A 23,072-nucleotide genomic window follows, 5' to 3' on the forward strand; every position below is an offset into this window, starting at 1 on the left:
CAACCAGTGTCACAAACCGGGAGTGGGTCGACACGTCACTTTTGACGATGTCCTGTTTTTCGTCAGGGTTTTGCTGCTTTTATCACCGTAAGATGCCTGTAATTCCCACTCTTTCTATGTGGCATAGATAATGCATAGAAAGCGGCAAGGTAAGTAATATTGACTGGAGCAACACTGATGAAAAAAGTCGTCACGGTTTGCCCCTATTGTGCCTCGGGTTGCAAAATCAACCTCGTGGTCGATAACGGCAAAGTCGTCAAGGCGGAAGCGGCTCAGGGTAAAACTAACCAGGGCGATTTATGCCTGAAGGGTTACTACGGCTGGGATTTTATTAACGATACTAAAATCCTCACTCCACGCCTGAAATCTCCGATGATTCGTCGCCAGAAAGGCGGCAAACTCGAAAACGTTTCCTGGGATGAAGCGCTGAACTACGTCAGCACCCGTCTGAGTGAAATCAAAGCGAAACACGGCTCCGATGCCATCATGACCACCGGTTCTTCCCGTGGGACAGGCAACGAAACTAACTATGTAATGCAGAAATTTGCGCGCGCCGTTATTGGTACCAATAACGTCGATTGCTGCGCACGCGTCTGACACGGCCCATCGGTTGCAGGTCTGCACCAATCGGTCGGTAACGGCGCTATGAGCAACTCAATCGTCGAGATTGAGGATACCGATTTAGTGTTTGTGTTCGGGTATAACCCGGCAGATTCACACCCTATCGTTGCTAACCGCGTGATTCGCGCGAAGCAAAAAGGGGCGCAAATCATTGTTGTCGATCCGCGCAAAATTGAAACCGCGCGCATCGCTGATATGCATTTGCAGTTAAGAAATGGTTCTAACATCGCCCTGCTTAACGCAATTGGGCATGTGATTATCGAAGAAAACCTGTACGACCAGTCATTCGTGGCCGAACGTACCGAAGGTTTCGACGAGTATCGCAAAATTGTGTCGGGCTACACGCCTGAATCTGTTGAAGAAATTACCGGCGTGACGGCAGCGGAAATTCGCGGTGCAGCACGTATGTATGCGAAGGCGAAAACCGCCACGATTCTGTGGGGCATGGGCGTGACCCAGTTCTATCAGGGCGTGGAAACCGTTCGCTCGCTGACAAGTCTGGCGCTGATGACTGGCAACCTGGGTAAACCGAACGTCGGTGTTAACCCGGTTCGTGGTCAAAACAACGTTCAGGGTGCCTGCGATATGGGCGCGCTGCCGGATACCTATCCTGGCTATCAGTACGTTAAAGATGATTTCAGCCGCGAGAAGTTTGCGAAAGCGTGGGGCGTGCCATCGCTGCCTGCTCACACTGGCTACCGCATCAGCGAGCTGCCGCACCGTGTGGCGCATGGCGAAGTGTATGCGGCGTACATCATGGGCGAAGATCCCCTTCAAACGGATGCGGAGCTTTCAGCGGTTCGCAAAGCGTTTGAAGAGCTCGAGCTGGTGATTGTACAAGACATCTTCATGACCAAAACCGCGGCTGCCGCCGATGTGATTTTGCCGTCCACTTCGTGGGGCGAACATGAAGGCGTTTATACCGCCGCTGACCGTGGTTTCCAGCGCTTCTTTAAAGCGGTAGAACCGAAGTGGGACCTGAAAACGGACTGGCAGATTATCAGTGAAATCGCCACCCGTATGGGCTACCCGATGCACTACAACAACACCCAGGAAATTTGGGATGAGTTGCGTGGTCTGTGCCCTGACTTCTACGGTGCCACTTACGAGAAAATGGGCGAGCTGGGTTATATCCAGTGGCCTTGCCGCGATGTTGCTGAAAGCGACCAGGGTACGTCGTTCTTGTACGACGGTAAGTTCGACCGTGCAAACGGTCTGGGCGAGTTCTTTACCTGCGACTGGGCGCCGCCAATCGACAAAGTCACCGAAGAGTACCCGATGGTGCTTTCCACGGTGCGTGAAGTTGGCCACTACTCTTGCCGTTCGATGACCGGCAACTGTGCGGCACTGGCAGCTCTGGCGGATGAACCAGGCTATGCGCAAATCCACATCGACGATGCCGCACGTTTGGGTATCGAAGATGAAGCGCTGGTGTGGGTCAATTCACGCAAAGGCCGTGTTATCACGCGTGCGAATGTGAGCGAGCGTCCTAATAAGGGTGCCGTTTACATGACGTATCAGTGGTGGATTGGCGCGTGTAACGAGCTGGTGACTGAAAACCTCAGCCCGATTACCAAAACGCCGGAGTATAAATACTGCGCCGTGCGCGTCGAACCCATCGCCGATCAGAAAGCTGCCGAGCAGTATGTGATTGACGAATACAGCAAGTTAAAAGCCAGTTTGCGCGAAAGCGCGGCGGGTTAATAATCCCCAGGAAACACGCCCGAGAGCTGCCAATTGGCAGCTCTTTTTTTTGCCTTTTGCCCCTCGCCTCACAGGATGTATTGATTAAATTTTCAACCATTTAATTAATGCGTGATCTGTCGCCCAAATAATAAACAAAGCTTCCCAGGCACTCTGCGATTAACGTTTATGTGACATATTATTAACATCCTAAAAGGAGAAAAAAAGCATGAGCCAAATACATAAACACGCCATTCCCGCAAATATTGCGGACAACTGCCTGATAAACCCGGAGCAATACCAATCCATGTACCAACATTCGGTACATGATCCAGACGCATTTTGGGGCGAACAAGGGAAGATCCTCGATTGGATCAAGCCTTACCAGAAGGTGAAAAACACCTCTTTCGCCCCTGGAAACGTCTCTATCAAGTGGTATGAAGACGGCACGCTGAATCTCGCCGCCAACTGCCTGGACCGACACCTGAAAGAACGCGGCGATCAAACCGCCATCATCTGGGAAGGCGACGACGCCACTCAGAGCAAAACCATTACCTACCGTGAACTGCATCGTGAAGTGTGCCGTTTCGCCAATACTCTGGTGGAACTGGGCATCAAGAAAGGCGATGTGGTGGCGATTTATATGCCGATGGTGCCGGAAGCCGCCGTGGCGATGCTGGCCTGCGCACGCATTGGCGCGGTGCATTCTGTGATATTCGGTGGCTTCTCACCGGAAGCCGTTGCCGGGCGCATCATCGACTCCAGCTCTAAACTGGTGATTACCGCCGACGAAGGCATTCGTGCCGGGCGCTCCATTCCGCTGAAGAAAAACGTCGATGACGCGCTCAAAAACCCTGGCGTTAAAACTGTCGAACACGTTGTCGTGCTTAAACGTACCGGCGCTAATATCGAATGGCACGAAGGCCGTGACCTGTGGTGGAACGAACTGGTTGAGAAAGCCAGCGCTCATCACCAGCCCGTCGAAGTGAACGCCGAAGATCCACTGTTCATCCTTTACACCTCCGGTTCAACCGGCAAGCCAAAAGGCGTGCTGCACACCACCGGCGGGTATCTGGTTTATGCCGCAACCACCTTTAAATATGTCTTCGATTACCATCCGGGCGACGTGTACTGGTGCACCGCCGATGTGGGCTGGGTCACAGGACACAGCTACCTGCTCTACGGCCCGCTGGCGTGTGGCGCGATCACCCTGATGTTCGAGGGCGTGCCAAACTGGCCTGCACCAAACCGCATGGCGCAAGTTGTTGATAAGCATAAGGTGAATATTCTCTACACCGCGCCAACCGCGATTCGTGCGCTGATGGCCGAAGGTGATAAAGCCGTTGAAAACACCGACCGTTCGTCGCTGCGTATTCTGGGTTCGGTTGGCGAGCCTATCAACCCGGAAGCATGGGAATGGTACTGGAAGAAAATCGGTAACGAGAAATGCCCGGTGGTGGACACCTGGTGGCAGACCGAAACCGGTGGTTTCATGATCACCCCCATTCCAGGCGCGACCGAGCTGAAAGCCGGTTCCGCCACGCGTCCGTTCTTCGGCGTGCAGCCTGCACTGGTGGATAACGAAGGCAACCCGCAACAAGGGGCGACCGAAGGTAATCTGGTGATCACCGATTCATGGCCGGGCCAGGCGCGCACGCTGTTTGGCGACCACGAACGTTTCGAGCAGACCTATTTCTCGACCTTCAAAAATATGTATTTCAGCGGTGACGGCGCACGCCGTGACGAAGACGGTTACTACTGGATTACCGGGCGTGTGGATGACGTGCTGAACGTGTCCGGCCACCGTCTGGGTACCGCAGAAATCGAGTCGGCACTGGTGTCGCACCCGAAAGTCGCCGAGGCGGCTGTGGTCGGCATTCCGCATAACATTAAAGGCCAGGCGATTTACGCGTACGTGACGCTCAATCACGGCGAAGAGCCAACGCCTGAGCTGTATACCGAAGTGCGCAACTGGGTGCGTAAAGAGATTGGCCCGCTTGCCACGCCGGATATTTTGCACTGGACAGATTCACTACCAAAAACCCGCTCCGGCAAAATTATGCGTCGCATTTTGCGCAAAATTGCCGCCGGGGATACCAGTAACTTTGGTGATACTTCAACGCTTGCCGATCCGGGCGTTGTTGAGAAGTTACTGGAAGAAAAACAATCTATTACCATGCCTTCGTAATCATTCTTGATATGCTCTGCCCTCTCACTTTCTGTTGTAGGGCGGATAAGTGCAACGTCATCCGCCACCGTTTTTAAGGTGGATGATGCTTCGCTTATCCCCCCTACGCCGTTTCAGCCGGTATGAGGGAATTATAAAAAATCAACCATACCTGTGGAGACTGTGTGATGAATGAATCCATTTATCAACGGATAGAAGACAGTGCGCATTTCAGGGAGTTAGTCGCTAAACGGCAACGGTTTGCCACCATTTTGTCCATCATCATGCTGGTGATTTATGTCAGTTTTATCCTGCTGATTGCCTTTGCCCCCGGCTGGTTGGGTACACCTTTGCACGAAGGCACCACCGTCACACGCGGCATTCCGATTGGTGTCGGCGTGATTCTGATTTCATTCTTCCTGACGGCCGTCTACGTCTGGCGGGCGAACGGTGAATTTGACCGTCTGAATAATGCAGTGGTTCGCGAGGTGAAGGTATCATGAAACGTCTTCTCGGCCTTGCTGCCGCACCGCTGTTAAGCCTGCCAGCCTCTGCGTTTGCCGCGGATGCCATTACGGGGGCTGTGCAACGCCAGCCGACCAACTGGCAGGCGATTATCATGTTTATCGTGTTTGTCGCATTCACCCTGGGCATCACTTATTGGGCGTCGAAACGCACCCGTACCCGTAGCGATTATTACACTGCGGGCGGCAATATTACCGGCTTCCAGAATGGCCTGGCGATTGCGGGCGACTATATGTCTGCCGCATCGTTCCTCGGCATTTCAGCGCTGGTATTTACCTCCGGCTATGACGGCCTGATTTACTCCCTGGGCTTCCTGGTCGGCTGGCCAATTATCCTGTTCCTGATTGCCGAACGCTTACGAAACCTCGGCAAATACACCTTTGCCGACGTCGCCTCTTATCGCTTAAAACAGGGGCCAATCCGTATTCTTTCGGCCTGCGGTTCTCTGGTGGTTGTCGCCCTGTATCTGATTGCTCAGATGGTTGGCGCAGGCAAACTTATCGAGCTGCTGTTTGGCCTGAACTACCATGTCGCGGTAGTGCTGGTCGGCGTGTTGATGGTGATGTACGTCCTGTTCGGCGGCATGTTAGCCACCACCTGGGTGCAAATCATCAAAGCCGTATTGCTGCTGTTCGGCGCAAGTTTCATGGCCTTTATGGTGATGAAACACGTCGGTTTTAGCTTCAACAATTTGTTCGCCGAAGCGATTGCCGTGCATCCGAAAGGGGTGGCGATCATGAGCCCTGGCGGATTGGTAAAAGACCCGATATCCGCCCTGTCGTTGGGGTTAGGATTGATGTTTGGTACGGCGGGCTTGCCGCACATTCTAATGCGTTTCTTCACGGTCAGCGATGCTCGCGAAGCGCGTAAAAGCGTGCTCTACGCTACCGGTTTCATGGGTTATTTCTACATCCTGACCTTTATCATCGGCTTTGGTGCCATCATGTTGGTCGGTGCAAACCCAGCCTTTAAAGACGCCGCAGGGGCGTTGATTGGCGGCAACAACATGGCGGCGGTTCACCTCGCGGATGCGGTTGGCGGCAGCTTGTTCTTAGGCTTTATCTCGGCGGTTGCCTTCGCCACCATCCTTGCGGTGGTTGCCGGTTTAACGCTGGCGGGCGCGTCTGCGGTTTCGCACGACCTTTACGCCAACGTGTTCCGCAAAGGGGCTTCTGAACGTGACGAGCTGAGAGTGTCCAAAATCACCGTTCTGGTGCTGGGCGTGGTGGCTATCTTGCTGGGTATTTTGTTCGAGAAACAGAACATCGCCTTCATGGTCGGCCTGGCGTTCTCGATTGCGGCGAGCTGTAACTTCCCGATCATTCTGCTCTCCATGTACTGGTCGAAACTGACCACGCGTGGCGCGATGATCGGCGGCTGGCTGGGCCTGATTACGGCGGTGCTGCTGATGATCCTCGGCCCAACGGTTTGGGTGCAGGTGCTGGGCCACGCAACGGCAATCTTCCCGTACGAATACCCGGCGCTGTTCTCGATTCTGGTGGCGTTCGTCGGTATCTGGGTGTTCTCTGCGACGGATAACAGCCCGGAAGGCAATCTCGAACGTGAGAAATTCCGTGCTCAGTTCATCCGTTCCCAGACCGGGATCGGCATTGAACAAGGTCGTGCGCATTAATTAGCATTAACTCTCCCCGGTTCGTTCGAGCCGGGGATCACATTTTCGCCTTTCCAGCATTTCAATCCCGCTCCAGAGGGCTACAGTAGCTCATAAATGAAACAATGTTTTATTTAATAACTGGCGAGGAATGGATGAAAAAGTATGCCCTGGTAGGAACCGGCGGACGTGCCGGGTTATATATCGAAGCGATTAGCGGTCAATGGAAAGATAACGCCCAACTGGTCGCTTTTTGCGACACCAACCAGACGCGAATGAATTATGCCAATACGCTTTTGAGTCAGGCGGGTGCCGCTCCGGCATCAACCTGGAAAGCGGCAGATTTCGACACCATGATTCATGAAACGCGCCCGGATATTGTCATCGTCACCACCATGGACCGCACGCACGACGAGTACATTGTGCGGGCGCTGCATGCTGGTTGCGATGTGATTACCGAAAAACCGATGACCATTGATGAAAAGCGTGCGCTGCGCATTCTCGATGCCATCGAAGAAACGGGTCGTCAGGTGCGTGTCGCCTTTAATTATCGTTACGCGCCACATCACAGCAAAATCCGTGAATTGCTGATGAACGACACCATTGGCGAGGTGTTTTCAGTGCATTTCGAATGGTTGCTCAATACCGAGCACGGCGCGGATTATTTCCGTCGCTGGCACCGCGAGAAACGCAACAGCGGCGGCCTGCTGGTGCATAAATCCACCCACCATTTCGACCTGATGAACTTCTGGCTGGGCAGTTATCCGGAACGCGTGTATGCGGAAGGTGGGCTGCGTTTTTATGGCAAAGAGAATGCCGAAAAGCGAGGGGTCTCGCAGTTTTACCCACGCGCTCACGGTTATGCCGCCGCAAAAGACGACCCGTTCGCGCTGCATATGGAAGACAACGAGCAGCTCAAAGCGCTGTATCTGGATGCGGAACACGAAGATAACTATTACCGCGATCAGAGCGTTTTTAGCGACGGCATCACTATCGAAGATACGCTATCGGTGCTGGTGAAATACCAAAACCAGGTGCAGATGACTTACTCGCTGAATGCGTATTTGCCGTGGGAAGGGCTGAATGTGGTGTTCAATGGGAGCCGTGGGCGGCTTGAAATGAAACTGGTGGAAATGTCGTACGTGAATGCCGGTGGCGACCGCGAAAACGAAGGTAGCCTGGAAAGCTGCGATATCACCGTGTTCCCGATGTTTGCCGCACCATATAAAGCCGATTTCAATATGGGTGCAGGCGGCCATGGCGGAGGCGATAACGCAATGCTGGCTGATTTATTTGGCGAGCCGGGCAACGACCCGCTGAAGCGAGCCGCCGATCACCGCGCCGGAGCGATGTCGATTCTGACCGGAATCGCCGGGAATATTTCGATGCAGCAGCAACGCCCGGTGCAGTTTAAGGAGTTTGAACTGGTGTCGCGGTTAAAAAAGTAATCAAAACATGAGCCAACCCACCAATGGTGCAATCAACACCATGACTACGCCGGAAAACATCATCACCAGACTGGCGACCACACCTTCCTGCGGGCCAAGCTCGTAGGATCGTGCAGTGCCTGCACCGTGCGAAGCGGCACCAAAACCCGCGCCTTTCGCCATTCCTTCACGGATAGCGAGGCGCAAGAACAGCACATCGCCCACCGCCATGCCAAATACCCCTGTCACGACGACAAATAACGCCACCAGCTCAGGTTGCCCGCCGAGCGGTTTGGCCGCTGCGAGCGCAAATGGCGTGGTAATAGAACGCACCGCCAGGCTGCGCTGAATTTCATCGGACAAGGTAAACAAACGTGCTAACCAAACCGAGCTGGTGACTGCCACCACCGTCGCCGTCATAACCCCTGCGGAGAGTGACATCCAGTGGCGTTTAATCACATTCAGGTTGTCATACACCGGCACCGCAAAGGCGATGGTCGCTGGGCCAAGTAACCACAGCAGCCAGTGCGCTTCGCCCATATAATTTTGATAAGAGATATGGCCAAATATCAGTATCACCACCAGCAGAAGTGGCGTTAACACCAGCGGCATTAACGGTAATTTGCGAAAGCGGCGATAGAGTTTTTTATTGGCAAAATACAGGCCGAGCGTGACGACCAGACAGAGAATGCTTAACTGAAAATTACTCACCACTTGCCTGCCTGCGGGCAATACGCGCCAGTTCGTAACGGTAGACTTTTTCCACCACCAGGGCGGTGGTGCTCAGTACCAGCAAGGTACTAATGGCGATAACCAGGAAGATACGCCAGCCATCGACCATCAGTAATTCGGCGTAATTCACCACCGCAACCACGGCAGGCACGAAGAACAGCAGCATCTCTGCCAGTAACCAGCGGGAACCGGCTCGCACCCATTTTAGTGGCACCACGCGGCAAACAATCAGCGCCAGTAACAGCAGCATTCCGACCAGGTTTGCAGGCAGCGGCAAGTGCCACCAGTCAACCAGCTGCTGGGCGAAAATAAATAACCCTACATATAGCGCAACTTGTACCGGCACCTGAATGCGGCGAAAAAGAACAGGCGTAAAACTACGTAACGCCACAGCCATCAGTTTTTACTCCGTAACACGATAGAGGTGCATTATAGAGGCGCTGTTACGCCAAAAATAATGAATAAAAAGCATTGTTACTATAGTGATGTGGAATACCTGGAGTATTTATAAGCTGAAGACTCACCGTTTTGCACACCGTTGAATACTGCCCGGTCCAGCTCAATACCACACTTTTTGAAGCGGTGGATTACGTTGCTCAACTCTTTCACGCTATTCGTTTTATAGCGCAGCACAAGCAATACAAAACCAACGTGTTCAGCAACTATCGCAGCATCGGTTATTGCCAGAATCGGAGGGGTATCAACTATCACATAGTCATACTGGAGCTGCGCCCATTGCAGCAGTTGAGCAAAAAGGTCGCTCCCTAAAAGCTCGGAAGATTGACCAGACACGCTGCCACGGGAGAGGATGTCCAGCCCCGCTCGAGCCGTAGGCTGGATTGCCTTCTCGAACATCAATGAGCCTTGCAAAATGTCACTCACCCCTTCTTTTTCCCGGACCCCAAGCAATTCATGCAATTTGCCGAGCCGTAAATCGGCATCAATTAATAAAATTGATTTTCCGGTGTCGGCCATAATCGCCGCCAGGTTACTGCTAATAAATGTTTTCCCCGCACCTGGGGTGGCACCAGAAATAAGAAGACTGTTCTTTCCCGCCTGTTTGAGTGCAATAAAAATAGACGTTCGTAAGCTGCGAAGGGATTCAATAGCCAGATCCTCCGGATGTTCCTGCGCAAGCCAGATATCCTGGCTGGTCTTTCCAGAAGTGAGCTTATGGCGCCGCTTACGTTGTGAGTATTCGCTAACAGGAATGGAAGCCAACACATCTACGCCGTGGCGTTCAATCATGTCTACATCTTCAAGCGTGCGACGGAACACATGAAGCGCCAGGCAATAACCGCAGGACAGTATGCCCCCCAGAAGCGCACCTAAAACGACATTAAGCCCCTTATTGCTACCCGTGGGAATGGGATTGCTAACGGCTTCATCAATAATTCTGATGCTGGCAACAGTGCTGGCACGGGTTATACCTAATTCATGCTGTTTGGACAGCAACTGCATATAAATTTCCTGCCCGGCTTCTATATCCCTTTTAATACTCAAAATCTCCTGCTGTTTTTTTGGCATGGCCGCAATGACCTGCGAGAGCGCATTTTTGTCTTGATTGAGTAATGCCTCTTTTTCCAGCAGAGCACGATAAACCGGATGGTTGGAGGTATATTTTTTCGAAAGTTCAACCTTCGCCAGTTGCAACTCATTTTGCTGTGACTGAATAGCGACGGATGAGTCCAGTGCCGCCTTCACTTCCATAGGCAAATCAATAGAACCATTTTCTTCTTTAAAATTATGCAACTGCCTGTCAGCCTGATTCAGTTTTTCCTGCACACCGGGGAGAAGGCTGTTAACAAAATCAAGTTTTTTGGATGCCTCTTCCGCCTTTCGCTGCCGGTTATCCTCCATGAAATTCAGGCTGATACTATTGAGGATAGCGATGATTTTTTGTTTATCTGGCCCAGAGAATGAAACATTGAGCAATCGACTGTCTTTATTAAGCTCCACGGCGGTAAGGCGTTTAAGCAACGCCTGTGTCACAGCATATCTTGAGTATTTAGTGAGGATAAACTTAGTCCCCTCTGGCGCATTCAATGCGGCAACATTTAGAGTAAAACCGTTTTGCTTCAGAGTTTGGTGAGTCTTTCCTGATACGACGCCTGATTCACCAGTATCAATCTGATAGCGGTCAGGGCCTAATACCGTGAGAGTCCATGGTTTGTCTTCGTTTTCAGTGGGTACATTGAAACTCGATACTGAAATGTCATGCGGGGATTCTTTTGTAAACGCTGAAAGCCATTGACCAATAAAAGGAAACTTCTTTTCCCGAACATCAATCTGCAACCCAAGTTTATCGATGGTTTGGTTAAGTACCCGGCGAGAGGTGAGGATGCCTATTTCGGTTGCCGAGGAAGTCGATTCATCAATCAATGGGTCCATCAATTTACTAATAAGATTATTTTGCGTATTTTTTTCCAGTTGGACTAATACACTTGCGGTATAGAGTGGTTCTATATTCACGCTATATAAAAAAGCAAGGAGCGCGCAGAGTAGTGTCGTAATAATTATTTTATACTTATGCGCGAAAAGTGTTAATAAAATATCTACCAGGTCTATTTCTTCCGTGCCATTCAGCTGCGCGGGAAAATGTTCATTTGTTTTCATAGGTTGTCGTTCCATCTATTTAATCTTGTAAGGCTTGAGTCCATGTATTTGCAGCAGCAACCAGTCGTTGATAAACAAATCGATAGTATTCCTGGCTTTTTTTATAAGGATCAGGAATATCTTCCCGGCCATTCCAGTAAGTGAATAGATGGCATTTACCGCTGAGTTGCGGATATTGTTGAGAAATAATGCGAGCTTGTTTTTTTTCCATGACAAGAATGAGATCATGCTCAAGCCCCTGTTCAAGAGTAAATTTTTGCGAGCAATGATCAGCAAGCGCAATACCATTTTCCCTGGCAAGTTCCGCCATCGTGCTATCTGCTGGCATTCCTGGTGAGGCGATTAATCCCACAGAATGCACCGTGATATGCGGCAGAAAGCTGCAAAGTAACCGCTCGGCGACGGGCGAACGGCAAAGGTTTCCCATGCAGATAACCAAAATTGACGTGATCACTTATTCATTCCAGCCGCGAATGAAACGCGTTGTTTCTGTAATATCTTTAATTCCGCTGATAGTCGGAATTAGCTGGCTGATCACGCGATTCCAGCGAGCAATGGGTGCGCTGGTAACATAGACAATGTCGTAAGGTTCGAGTTGAAAGGCCGCGCCCATAACCAGAGCGCTAGCGTCTGAAGCATTCAGTTGATAAATCTTTGCTATTTTATTGTCAGATTGTTTATCACGCAGGGCGCGGATGATGAAAATACCCGTCGCATCAGAAGTTATTTGATTCACACCTTCCGCCCGACCCAGGGCTTCCGCGAGAGTCATACCACTGCTATCCATTTTCAGCATGGTTTGTTTATTGACTTCACCCATCACAAAAACTTTCAATTCATCATTGCGGGGTACATAAAAAATATCACCTGCGAGAAGTAACCGATTTTGTGTCAGGTCGCCGGATTTAAGTAATGCTTTTAAAGAAATAATTTCTTTTTTGCCTGCCCGACTTAATACCGCATGATTCCAGTCAGCAAACTCTGTCAATCCTCCGGCTTTATTGAGAGCGTCAACAATCGTGAGAGGGACATTGGTTATCGCTTGCTGCCCTGAATTTGCGACTTCCCCAGTGATGTAAGCCTTTTGAGAGCGGAAATCTGCCACGCTTACATCAACCTGCGGGGATTCAATCCATGGTGCGAGTTTTTCCGTTAGTATTGTGCGTACATCCTCTAGTGTTTTTCCCGCAACATGAACCTTTCCCGCATAGGGATAAAATATAGTGCCATTAGCTTGCACCCAATTCCCAGTATCGCTCGCACTACGATATTGCCCGGCCGGGGTTGTGAGTTCAGGGTGATCCCAAACTGTCACCATCAGTATATCGCCCACGCCAATTCGGTAATGGTATTCTTGTAATAGTGCTTCAAGGGAAGGATTGGCTTGCGCCGTAACGCTGGGAACCAACAGCGAAGCGATAATCTTTGGTGAAATCGGATAAATGTCGACCAGTTCATTCACATCTACTGGGCTATTCTTATCGTTAACAATATTTTTATTGGAAACATTCAGATGAGTACCCGGCACCACGGTGCAACCGCCAATAAAAATAACCAGTGACAGGTTTATTATTTTTGAAAATATTATTTTTTTCATCATGCTCACAAAAACAAAAGTAGTACGACAGTAACAAATGAACTGTCATTTTAATAAAAACCGACTTTCTTGATGCCTAAATGAATAAATACATGCGGATTAAAAACCGAATAATATCCATAAAGCCCAGGTTGTCAACTTCGTGAAAATTAACGTTTTATTAAGAACTACTAACATCCTTGTGATGATAGCGATCGTTGTACTAAATTAAGAAAAAGTGAGGTTTTTATTTTTCATATTACTCTGCAAAAAATACAAAAAATGAATTAACATTACAGAATACATAATCAACAGGAATAGTTATGGACATCCGGACGCTGCGTTATTTTGTTGAAGTGGTTCGCCAGCAAAGTTTTACCCGCGCTGCCCAGAAGATGTTCGTGACTCAGCCAACCATCAGCAAGATGCTACGCAATCTCGAAGATGAACTGGGTTGTACGCTGCTGATCCGCGATGGCCGCAAGCTCTTGATGACGGATACCGGCGAAGTGGTATATCAGCGCGGTTTGGCGATTTTGGCGGAGTTTCGTCAGCTAGAAGCCGAACTTGGCGATATTAACCATCTGAATAAAGGCGTGCTGCGCCTCGGTATTCCGCCAATGGTGGGTATGCTGATGGCCGGGCCGATTAGCCTCTATCGCCAGCGCTACCCCGGTGTCGAGCTGAAGATTTCCGAATTTGGCGGCTTAACGGTGCAACAAGCCGTGCTCAACGGCGAGCTGGATTTAGCCATGACCGCACTTCCGGTTGATGACGAGCACACGTTCTCCTCGCTCCCTCTGCTGCACAATCCACTGTGCGTTCTGGTTCCGCGTTCCGGCCCGTGGATGAAGCGCGAAAGTATCGACCCAATTGAACTCGCCGCACATCCATTGCTGATTTATAACGAAGATTTCGCCCTGAGCCGCCAGCTCATTCAGCTGTTCCACGAGCACGGCTTTACGCCGCGCATTGCGGTGCGCAGCGGGCAATGGGATTTCCTCGCTGCGATGGTGCAGGCAGGCGTGGGGATTGCCATTTTGCCGGAAACGATTTGCCAGAAGCTGGATAAAAACACGCTGATGTGGCTGCCGTTAAATAGCGATTTAACCTGGCAACTGGCGATGATTTGGCGCGAAGGGGTTTATATGTCGCAAAGTGCGCAGGCGTGGATTGCGTGCTGTAAGGAGTTTTGGCCGGTAGTGAGTGACAATGGTGGATGACGCTTCGCTTATCCACCCTACAAAACACACACCGTAGGGCGGGGTAAGCGCAGCGCCACCCGCCGCTTATTGCTGCTCGACCAGCAACGCTTCGAGCAAATCGAGATCGTGCAGCAGTTTCATCAGCGTTTCATTGCTGATTTTCTGCGTGGCACGTAAATGGTACAGCTCGGCGCGTTCGGAACGTAATGCCGCCAGGCGGAAGCGTCGCTCAAGATTTTCTTCCAGCTCGCTGCTTTCCACATCGTTACGCCCGTCTGCCCGGCGACGCAAATTCCCGATAACCCGCGAACTCACCTCTTTTAGCAGTTGATCGTCGATGTTTTCGTTCACATCGGCTTGCAGACGCTCTTCCATTTTCTCAATGGCGGTAATCGCGACTTCTGCCGTGGCGGCGCGGGCGATACGTTCTTCCTTGCGTGCCATTGATTTATCGGGAACTTCCACGTTACGTAATAAAATCGGCAGCATGATAACGCCCACAAATAACGAGAACAGAATCACGCCCGCCGCGAGGAAGATAAGCTCATAACGCGCCGGGAAAGGCGTACCGTCGCCCAATAGCAGCGGAATTGAGAGTACACCTGCAAGCGTAATCGCCCCTCGCACACCGGCAAATGACGCAATGCAAAGCTCGCGAGTTGAGTAGCTGCCGAACTCCAGCGGACGCTTTTTCATAAAGCGCAGGCTGATGCGTTTCATGGTCCACAGCCATAAGAAACGTACCCCAATCAGCGCGAAATAGATAAGCCCGACATCAACAAACAGCATCCATAATTCAACGTTCGGGTCGGCATTCGCCGCCGCGACGGAGGTTTTCAGAATGCCCGGAAATTGCAGGCCCAGCATCAGGAAAACCATGCCGTTGAACACGAATTCGAGCATTGCCCAGACGCTGTTCGCACGCAGCCGCATCGCCAGTGGTGCGCTGCGCAACACGCCGGAACGCGTGATAGTCATACCCGCCGCAACGGCGGCCAGGATACCGGAAACGCCGATGTGTTCGGCAATCAGATAAGAAGCAAACGGCAACAGCAGAAGCAGCAGGATTTGGGTGGCCGGTTCGTCGCCGCTCCAGCGGCTCATCAGGCGCAGTGATTTACCATACAGCCAGCTCACGGCAATCCCCGCCAGCAGGCCGCCAATCGCCACTTTTAAGAACTCTACGGTCGCGCCACCGACGGTAAACACCATCGTGCCTACCGCCACCGCGACCGCCATTTTCAGCGATACCAGGCCGGATGCGTCGTTCATCAACGCTTCGCCCTGCAAAATCCCCATGATTTTCTTCGGTATGCGCCCTTCTCCGACAATGCCGGAAAGTGCCACGGCATCGGTCGGCGAGAGCACCGCCGCCAGTGCAAACGCCGGAATGAGCGGAATGCCCGGCACCAGGAAGTAAATCAGGAAGCCAATGCCGACCACCGTAACCAGCACCAGCACCAACGCCAGGCCGATAATTTCCCGCCCATGGTTGAGAAATTCGTGCGTCGGCGTTTTCCAGCCATCGGCAAATAGCAGCGGCGGAATAAACAGCACCAGGAACAGTTCCGGGTTGAAATCGACGTGTAATCCAAAGTGCGGCCAGGCGAGCAAGGCTCCAATCGCAATTTGCATTAACGGAAGTGGGATCTGGAACGGCAGCATGCGTGTAGCCACACCAGAGAGCGAAACCACAAGGGTCATGATGAGAATAGTAAAGAAGATTTCCATGCTTTCCTTAGTCGCGGTGTTTTGTGAAACCCTTTTTGCAGGATGTTGTTATACCCAATAGTAAAACAACTTTTTACCCCCGTCATACTTCAAGTTGCAGGTGCGTTGACTGCATCCGCGCGCCCCAGTCACATAGTTCACTATGCTCCTGGGGACTTGCGGTCTTGTCGCCTTTCTGCAACTCGAATTATTTAGGGGTTCACCGGAAGGAAACAGGAAAAGATTTGAGGTGTTTGGGAGGGATATTCTGAAAACTTTTTAATCAAAATAATTCAAGTTGCAGCCAGGCGGCAAAAGAGCGAATCCCCAGGAGCTTACAAAAGTAAGTGACTGGGGTTCGCGAGTGCAGCCAACGACCCTGCAGCTTGAAGTATGAAGTTAAATAGCCCAGCCGCCTGCGTAGAATGCGACCAATGCGATGGCAATCACCACCGTTCCGATGTTCAGCTTGCGCCATTCACCCGATACGATGCGGCCAATCACCAGAGAGGCGAAACCAATCATGATGCCGGTAACGATGTTACAGGTCAGCACGATGAACACCGCAGTGATCAGGCCCGCCATAGCATCAACGAAATCAGCGAAATCGATTTTTGCTACGTTGCTCAACATCAGCAAGCCCACATACATCAGCGCCGGAGCGGTGGCGTAAGCAGGAACCAGATAAGAGAGCGGTGAAAGGAACAGAATCAGCAGGAACAATACGCCAACGGTGATTGCCGTCAGGCCAGTTTTACCGCCCGCCGCCGTACCTGCCGCAGATTCGATGTAAACCGCCGCAGGCGCCGCACCCACCAGGCCCGAGAACACGGAGCTGAGGGAGTCGGTGGTCAGCGCTTTGCCGCCATCAATGATTTGACCGTCTTTATCCAGCAGATTTGCCTGGCCCGCAACGGCGCGAATGGTGCCGGTTGCATCGAATACCGCCGTCATGACCAGCGCCAGAACGCTTGGCAATACCACTGGGTTCAGCGCGCCCATAATATCCAGGCTGCCAATCAGTGAGTTACCCGCTTCGTCTTTCAGCGAAGGCATCGCGAAGATGCCGGAAAAATGCACTGTCGGATCGAAAATCAGGCCGAAAACAGAAATCCCGATGATAGTCAGCAAAATGCCGCCAGGGACTTTCAGTTTTTCCAGACCAATGATTACCGCCAGGCCAATCAAAGACATAATCACCGGGAAGCTGGCGAAATGGCCAAGCGCAACAGGCAGGCCGTCCAGTGGGTTTTTGATAACCAAACCGACACCGTTTGCCGCAATCAGCAGCAGGAACAGGCCGATACCGATACCGGTGCCGTGCGCAACGCCCATCGGCAAGTTACGCAAAATCCAGCTACGAATACCGGTTGCGGAGATGATGGTGAACAGCACACCCATCAGGAACACGGCACCTAACGCAACCGGAACGCTGATGTGTTGGCCGAGCACCAGGCTGAATGCGGTGAACGCGGTCAGTGAAATAGCGCAACCAATGGCCAGCGGCAGGTTCGCCCACAAGCCCATCACCAGAGAGCCAACACCGGCGACCAGACAAGTTGCCACAAAGACCGCCGCAGGAGGGAAACCTGCTTTACCGAGCATGCCCGGTACCACGATCACGGAGTACACCATCGCGAGAAAGGTCGTTAAACCCGCAACAACTTCCTGGCGAACGGTGCTGCCACGTGCAGATATTTTGAACCAGGCGTCGATGCCGCTGGTTGCACGCGGAGAATGATTAGACATAGTGAAAAATCCCCTGAGATTTTTATGATTAAGTCGGTATGCGTGGCGGAATCCGCTTCTAATTAAACGTTCATATTCAAAAAAAACGACGAATAAATCCCTGTGCTGCGTTTGCGACAAAAAAGGGCGTCACAAAAAAAGCAAACGTTTAACTCCACGCATACAAACTGTGCGTCAAAATTAAGGCAAACGATTATCCGGCCTTCTTACATGGATTTTCAACCGAACTTTGCCGCTTTTTGCCGAAAAATGCGTTAGCCGGTCAAAATATCGCCACCTCATGCGCAAACGTTATCGTCGATGCGCAATTTAGCAACAATGATGCAAGATACGGGTAATGCATTTTCCTGGCTCATAGGATTTTTCAATATCCAAAACTAATATCCTAAATCATTCGATTCGCATTGCGGCGGCAAGAGAAAGAGTCCCAATGAGCTGACATAAGTCAGTGATTTGGGCGAGTGAGCGCAGCCAACAAAAAGGCGAATTGAAGAATGACGGATATTACGGGATTTCGAATGGCCCGCCTTGCTGAATTGCCCGTTGCCAGGCAGGGCGCATTTGCACCTGGTTATACCAATTCTGCAAATTCGGCAGGTCGCTTATGCCACCGCGAGACAGCAAAGCGATAACCGGGAAACTCATCTGAATATCCGCCGCACTTATCGCTTGCCCGGCAAACCAGGGCGTTTTTTGCAGACAATCTTCGAGGTAACGCGCATGCGTCAAAATCTGTTTGTTCAGATACGCCTTTTGCACGCCCTGCCCCAAAACATTGCCGACCGGACGTAACAACCACGGCACAGGCGCTTTGCCCAGGCTACCAAAGACCAGTTTCATCATCAGCAAGGGCATCAGCGATCCTTCGGCATAATGGAGCCAGAATCGATAACGCAGTTTATCCTCGCAGGAAATCGGCTTGAGACGGCTTTCGGGGTCATAGGTTTCTTGCAGATATTCGATGATTGCCCCGGATTCCACGAGGATATTGCCGTTATCTTCCACCACCGGCGATTTCCCTAGCGGGTGCACGGCTTTTAATGACTCTGGTGCGAGCATCGTGGGTTCGCGCTGATAGCGAACGATCTGGTACGGCACCTGAAGCTCTTCAAGCATCCATAATATGCGCTGTGAGCGGGAGTTATTGAGATGATGAACGGTAAGCATGAGTTAACCTTCTGTTTAGCAAGATGAGTTAACTATAGGAAACGTTGCGCAATGTGGCGCATTAGAATTGTTCAAAAAACATGCAAACTCACCTTGAAACCTGACTATGCCTGGCTACACTTAAATTGTCAGTGCAATCCGGAACCTCCTGAGAATGTGTAATTGAGGGACGCTGATGTCGGGGGAAACCCTCCTTGCGAAAAGCGGGATAGATCGAAAGACAAAGACCGGGTAATAAACTAAAGCGCCGAAGTTGGGCGCTTTAGTTTTGCCTGCGATTCACCTTAATCATCTTCTAAAAGACGTGCGCCAGTCCCCTCTTCACCAAGTTTATCGCCAGGATTTCGCAGCGGGCAGTCGGCACCCGATAAACAACCGCAGCCGATGCAGCCATCAAGTTCGTCACGCAGCGCAGTCAGCATGTTGATGCGCCGATCGAGCTCTTCACGCCATTGCGACGACATCTTTTTCCAGTCGTTTTTATTAATTTTATGGCCGTCCGGTAGCACGCCAAACTCTTCACCAATAGTCGACAGCGGAATGCCGATTCGCTGGGCGATTTTAATAATGGCGACGTTTCGCAGCACATCACGCGTATAACGCCGCTGGTTTCCGCTATTTCGTCTGCTTTTGATCAGCCCCTTGCTTTCGTAGAAGTGCAAAGCGGAAACAGCCACGCCGCTGCGCTTTGCCACTTCACCAGGACTGAGTAACGGTTTAAAGCGCGGTGTTTTCTTTTCCATAATCCTCTTTACCTCAAGTTAACTTGAGGAATTATACTCGCTGCCAACAAAACCTGCTAACGAACACACAGGCTTGAGGATGACTTATGGCGCATCAGGACATTATTCAAACTTTGACTGAATGGATTGACGATCACATTGATCAACCGCTGAACATTGACGTTGTGGCAAAAAAATCAGGCTATTCAAAATGGTACCTTCAACGAATGTTCCGTACCGTTAAGCGCCAGACGTTAGGTGAATACATTCGCCAGCGCCGTCTGTTGATGGCAGCGAAAGAGCTGCGAAATACCCAGCGCCCCATTTTTGATATCGCGATGGACTACGGTTATGTTTCTCAGCAAACATTTTCCCGCGTTTTCCGCCGTGAGTTTGACCGCACACCGACTGATTATCGTCACCACGCCTGACGGTATTTGCCGCAGTATTGTTGCCTGAACATTCGAGAAATGGGTCAGAAAATGCGCCACAGAACTGGCGATTAAAAGAACAAATGTGATATAGTTCACAAATCCTGTGAGACAGGATTCTTCTTACATTTTTTGTACCCACTTATTCCCCTGACGGTCCCGAGTTGTCATTGCTGCGCCTTATGTCGCGCATAACCGTTTAGCGTGATGAGTTATGTGATTAAGGAACAATTTTCATGGCGGCAATTACTACCAGCGTTTTATTAATGCGCTGGCCTTTAGTCAGTGCGGTTCTGATGTTTTTAGCCAGCACGTTGAATATCCAGTTTCGCAAATCCGATTACACGTTTTTTGCCATCGTCAGCAGCATGCTGGGGATTGCGTCTGCGTTGTGGTTTGCGACCGGCTTATTGGGGCTGGAGTGGGCCGATTTCCCGGTCATCTGGGCATCGTTTAAAGACATTATGGTTGAGATCTCAAGCCATGCGCCACCTGAATGGCCGATGGTAATGACCTGATTGGTCAGCCAGAAATGTGAAAGGCCTCTGTTAAATACGAGGCCTTTTTTGTTTTTGTCGATCAGCGTTTTGCGTCGCGAGCATTCACCGTGCTTTGCCTGAATACCAATTCCGCTTTGGCTCTGCTGCCCGGTGGTTCATCATGCCGGGCGAGTTTTTCCAGCATCATCTGGCAGGCTTCTCGCGCAAGATGCTTCTCGTTTTGGCGCATTGCCCAAATATTATTCGCAAGGAAACTGAGCATAATATTGTCATCGAAGGTGCCAATGTTTATCTCGTGCGGAATATAGCCGTAGCGCTCGCGCAATACCCCTAGCGCACCTTGTAAAATTGGCAACGACGACGCAATAAAATGCTGCGGCCAGCGGTGATGGGTATCGATATAATCCGCCATCATTTTTTCACCGTCGCTTAGCTGGTTATGCCCGGCGCTGCTGATGTGCTCGGGCATAATTTTGATGCCATGCTGTTTCATCGCCGCGCGATAACCGGTCAGGCGGTCAACGATTGACGGTGAATTCGGGTCGCCAACGAAGAACTGAATCGGCGCGTGAGTGTGGTTCAGCATCGCGTCCGTCAGCCGAAAGCCGCTATCCACGTTATCCGTCACCACGCAACACGCGCCTTCAACGCCAAAATCCCTGTCGAGAAACACCAGCGGTTTCTGGCAGTTTTTCAGGTAATGCGCCTGGCTTGTTGCGTTGGTCGAGACGACAAAAATCCCATCAACGTTGCGATTCTCCAGCGATTTCACCAACAAGTTTTCATACGCCGTATCGTTGTTGGTGCAGCTAATCATTAACTGATAACCCTGCTCACGACAGCGTGCTTCCAGTAATTCGGCCAGTGCAGAAAAGAAGGGGTTAGACAGGCGCGGGATCACCAGGCCAAAGGTGTCCGTCTTATTAAGCTTTAAACTCCGCGCAGCAAGATTGATGGTATAGCTATGTTTTTTAACGTAACTATTGATTCTTTCCTGGGTCTTTTCGCTAATGCGATATTTCTGCGCATTGCCATTCAACACGGCTCGCACCGTGGTGATTGAAACGCCAAGATCCGTGGCGATTTGCTCAATTGTCTTTGCCAATCTGACTCTTCCTTAGCTGGTTTGTCTACGCCATAAGGCTTTTAAACGCGGGCCAAAAATCGGTAACAACAGCGTCAGTATTGCGATACCTAAAAACACTGCGCAGACCGGGCGCGTGAGGAATATCATCGGGTCGCCTTCGGAGATAACCAGCGTGCGGCGGAAATTCGACTCTGCCATCGGCCCAAGAATAATACCGATAACAATGGGCGACATCGAAAAATCCAGCTTAATCAGAATATACGCCGCAAGCCCTGCGCCCATCATGACAAACACATCGGTCATATCATGGTTAACGGAATATGCCCCAACCGAGCACAACACAAAGATAATCGGCACCAGTACACGGCGCGGCACGCTCATCACTTTGGCAAATAAGCGCATCCCCATAAAGCCCATGATGCCCATAAAGATATTCGCCGCAAACAAACCGATGAAAATGGAATTGACTTCAACCGGATGATCCGTGAATAACTGCGGCCCGAGCGCCAGCCCTTGCACCATAAACGCGCCCATGATAATTGCCGTCGCGCCATCGCCCGGAATACCCAGCGTCATCAGCGGCACCATTGCGCCACCCGCCACGGAGTTTGCCCCCGCTTCCGGCGCTGAAACGCCTTCCGGTGAACCGTGCCCAAATTCTTCCGGGTGTTTTGACCAGCGTTTGGCTTCGTTATAAGCAATAAACGAGGCGATATCGCCGCCAGTCCCAGGAATTGCACCGATACCCGTACCGATGATTGATGAGCGGATATAGGTTGGCATCACGCGTTTAATATCAGACCAGGTGGGCAGAATGCGGTCAATTTTACTTTTGGTCTGGCGAACAATTCCCGCCAGCTTTTCGCGATGATCCTCTTCAAGGCTTAATAAGCCCTGCGAGAAAGCGAACAGGCCAACGAGAACTGGAATAAAGGAAATCCCACCCATCAGGTAAATTGAATCAAAGGTAAAACGCATGCCGCTGGTCATCGGGTCCAGACCAATGGTGGCAATAAATAAGCCCAGCACGCCGCCGATTAAACCTTTAATAACCGACTGCGAGGAAACGCTGGTAATAATGCTGATGCCAAAAATAGCGAGAGCAAAATATTCCGCGGAAGAAAATCCGGTAGCCACTTTTGCCAGCAGCGGCGCAATTAAAACCAGTGCGATGGTACTGAACACGCCACCGAACATCGATGCCAGCGTGGATAAACCCAGCGCGCGTCCCGCTTCGCCACGTTTTGCCATCGGATAGCCATCAAGCACCGTGGCCGCAGAAGCAGGCGTGCCTGGCGTGCTGATTAATATCGCCGTAATTGAACCGCCATAAACCGCACCGCAATAAACCCCCAGCAGCATCAGGATGCCGGTCATTCCCTGGAAGGAATACGTTAGCGGCAGCAGCAGGGCGATACCCATATTCACCGTTAAACCCGGTAGCGCACCAATGATGATCCCCGCCAGAACGCCAAGCAAAATCATGCCGGTCGTTTCTAAGCTAAAGACAATCATCAGGGCATCAAGAATTTCGTTCATCTT

The 23,072-nt window shown here is 51.2% G+C and carries 19 protein-coding genes; 8 read left to right on the forward strand and 11 right to left on the reverse strand.

What is annotated here, in order from left to right; all coding sequences use genetic code 11:
• The first annotated feature begins 177 nt into the window (after nucleotides 1-177).
• The 5 genes from fdhF (at nucleotide 178) to DY231_RS21725 (ending at nucleotide 8,056) form a co-directional block, all read left to right on the forward strand.
• Entirely contained in the window at nucleotides 178-2,325 is a 2,148-nt protein-coding gene (gene fdhF / locus DY231_RS21705; protein ID WP_115631501.1) for a formate dehydrogenase subunit alpha, read from the forward strand.
• 208 nt (nucleotides 2,326-2,533) lie between these two features.
• Nucleotides 2,534-4,492: an acetate--CoA ligase gene (gene acs, locus DY231_RS21710; RefSeq protein ID WP_115631502.1), complete on the forward strand. Its 1,959-nt coding sequence runs from the start codon at nucleotides 2,534-2,536 to the stop codon at nucleotides 4,490-4,492.
• A gap of 167 nt (nucleotides 4,493-4,659) precedes the next feature.
• Nucleotides 4,660-4,974: a DUF485 domain-containing protein gene (locus tag DY231_RS21715; protein WP_115631503.1), complete on the forward strand. Its 315-nt coding sequence runs from the start codon at nucleotides 4,660-4,662 to the stop codon at nucleotides 4,972-4,974.
• Nucleotides 4,971-6,629 (forward strand): cation/acetate symporter ActP, encoded by a 1,659-nt coding sequence (gene actP / locus DY231_RS21720; protein WP_115631504.1) that lies wholly within the window; start codon nucleotides 4,971-4,973, stop codon nucleotides 6,627-6,629. Before DY231_RS21715 ends, actP begins: the two co-directional genes overlap by 4 nt.
• A 134-nt stretch (nucleotides 6,630-6,763) precedes the next feature.
• Entirely contained in the window at nucleotides 6,764-8,056 is a 1,293-nt protein-coding gene (locus tag DY231_RS21725) for a Gfo/Idh/MocA family protein (RefSeq protein ID WP_115631505.1), read from the forward strand.
• Here the strand turns inward: DY231_RS21725 and DY231_RS21730 are convergent, their stop codons facing one another.
• The 5 genes from DY231_RS21730 to DY231_RS21750 form a co-directional block, all read right to left on the reverse strand.
• The gene (locus DY231_RS21730) at nucleotides 8,057-8,746 is read right to left on the reverse strand and encodes an LrgB family protein (RefSeq protein ID WP_115631924.1); all 690 of its coding nucleotides are present in this window, start codon (nucleotides 8,744-8,746) and stop codon (nucleotides 8,057-8,059) included.
• Entirely contained in the window at nucleotides 8,739-9,164 is a 426-nt protein-coding gene (locus tag DY231_RS21735) for a CidA/LrgA family protein (RefSeq protein WP_115631506.1), read from the reverse strand. The genes DY231_RS21730 and DY231_RS21735 overlap by 8 nt, the downstream gene beginning before the upstream one ends.
• 80 nt (nucleotides 9,165-9,244) lie before the next feature.
• Nucleotides 9,245-11,383 (reverse strand): polysaccharide biosynthesis tyrosine autokinase, encoded by a 2,139-nt coding sequence (locus DY231_RS21740; protein WP_172588721.1) that lies wholly within the window; start codon nucleotides 11,381-11,383, stop codon nucleotides 9,245-9,247.
• A gap of 19 nt (nucleotides 11,384-11,402) precedes the next feature.
• Nucleotides 11,403-11,837 carry an arsenate reductase/protein-tyrosine-phosphatase family protein gene (locus DY231_RS21745; protein WP_115631508.1) on the reverse strand — a complete coding sequence of 145 codons (435 nt, stop codon included), beginning with the start codon at nucleotides 11,835-11,837 and terminating at the stop codon, nucleotides 11,403-11,405.
• Nucleotides 11,838-12,983, reverse strand: coding sequence for a polysaccharide export protein (locus DY231_RS21750; protein ID WP_115631925.1), 1,146 nt, complete (start codon nucleotides 12,981-12,983; stop codon nucleotides 11,838-11,840).
• 299 nt (nucleotides 12,984-13,282) lie between these two features.
• Between DY231_RS21750 and DY231_RS21755 the strand changes: the two genes are divergently transcribed.
• Complete coding sequence (locus DY231_RS21755) at nucleotides 13,283-14,182, forward strand: LysR family transcriptional regulator (protein WP_115631509.1); 900 nt, start codon at nucleotides 13,283-13,285, stop codon at nucleotides 14,180-14,182.
• 66 nt (nucleotides 14,183-14,248) lie between these two features.
• Here the strand turns inward: DY231_RS21755 and DY231_RS21760 are convergent, their stop codons facing one another.
• The 4 genes from DY231_RS21760 to soxR form a co-directional block, all read right to left on the reverse strand.
• Entirely contained in the window at nucleotides 14,249-15,895 is a 1,647-nt protein-coding gene (locus DY231_RS21760; protein WP_115631510.1) for a Na+/H+ antiporter, read from the reverse strand.
• A 378-nt stretch (nucleotides 15,896-16,273) separates the two neighbouring features.
• On the reverse strand, nucleotides 16,274-17,623 hold the full coding sequence (locus DY231_RS21770; RefSeq protein ID WP_115631512.1) for an NCS2 family permease: 1,350 nt from the start codon (nucleotides 17,621-17,623) through the stop codon (nucleotides 16,274-16,276).
• Nucleotides 17,624-18,127: 504 nt separating this feature from the next.
• Nucleotides 18,128-18,790 carry a glutathione S-transferase family protein gene (locus DY231_RS21775; protein WP_115631513.1) on the reverse strand — a complete coding sequence of 221 codons (663 nt, stop codon included), beginning with the start codon at nucleotides 18,788-18,790 and terminating at the stop codon, nucleotides 18,128-18,130.
• A gap of 284 nt (nucleotides 18,791-19,074) precedes the next feature.
• Entirely contained in the window at nucleotides 19,075-19,533 is a 459-nt protein-coding gene (gene soxR / locus DY231_RS21780) for a redox-sensitive transcriptional activator SoxR (protein ID WP_115631514.1), read from the reverse strand.
• Between the two features lie 86 nt (nucleotides 19,534-19,619).
• On the opposite strand from soxR, the gene soxS reads away from it, so the two are divergent.
• Together soxS and DY231_RS21790 are read left to right on the forward strand one after the other, a co-directional pair.
• On the forward strand, nucleotides 19,620-19,943 hold the full coding sequence (soxS, locus tag DY231_RS21785; protein WP_034492462.1) for a superoxide response transcriptional regulator SoxS: 324 nt from the start codon (nucleotides 19,620-19,622) through the stop codon (nucleotides 19,941-19,943).
• Between the two features lie 236 nt (nucleotides 19,944-20,179).
• The gene (locus DY231_RS21790; protein WP_115631515.1) at nucleotides 20,180-20,461 is read left to right on the forward strand and encodes a YjcB family protein; all 282 of its coding nucleotides are present in this window, start codon (nucleotides 20,180-20,182) and stop codon (nucleotides 20,459-20,461) included.
• A 61-nt stretch (nucleotides 20,462-20,522) separates the two neighbouring features.
• On the opposite strand, the gene DY231_RS21795 is transcribed toward DY231_RS21790, so the two are convergent.
• Together DY231_RS21795 and DY231_RS21800 are read right to left on the reverse strand one after the other, a co-directional pair.
• Nucleotides 20,523-21,548 (reverse strand): LacI family DNA-binding transcriptional regulator, encoded by a 1,026-nt coding sequence (locus DY231_RS21795; RefSeq protein WP_115631516.1) that lies wholly within the window; start codon nucleotides 21,546-21,548, stop codon nucleotides 20,523-20,525.
• 12 nt (nucleotides 21,549-21,560) lie between these two features.
• Nucleotides 21,561-23,069 (reverse strand): tripartite tricarboxylate transporter permease, encoded by a 1,509-nt coding sequence (locus DY231_RS21800; RefSeq protein WP_115631517.1) that lies wholly within the window; start codon nucleotides 23,067-23,069, stop codon nucleotides 21,561-21,563.
• Nucleotides 23,070-23,072: the final 3 nt, after the last annotated feature.

It is taken from the genome of Buttiauxella agrestis (genome assembly GCF_900446255.1).
GTDB lineage: Bacteria > Pseudomonadota > Gammaproteobacteria > Enterobacterales > Enterobacteriaceae > Buttiauxella > Buttiauxella agrestis.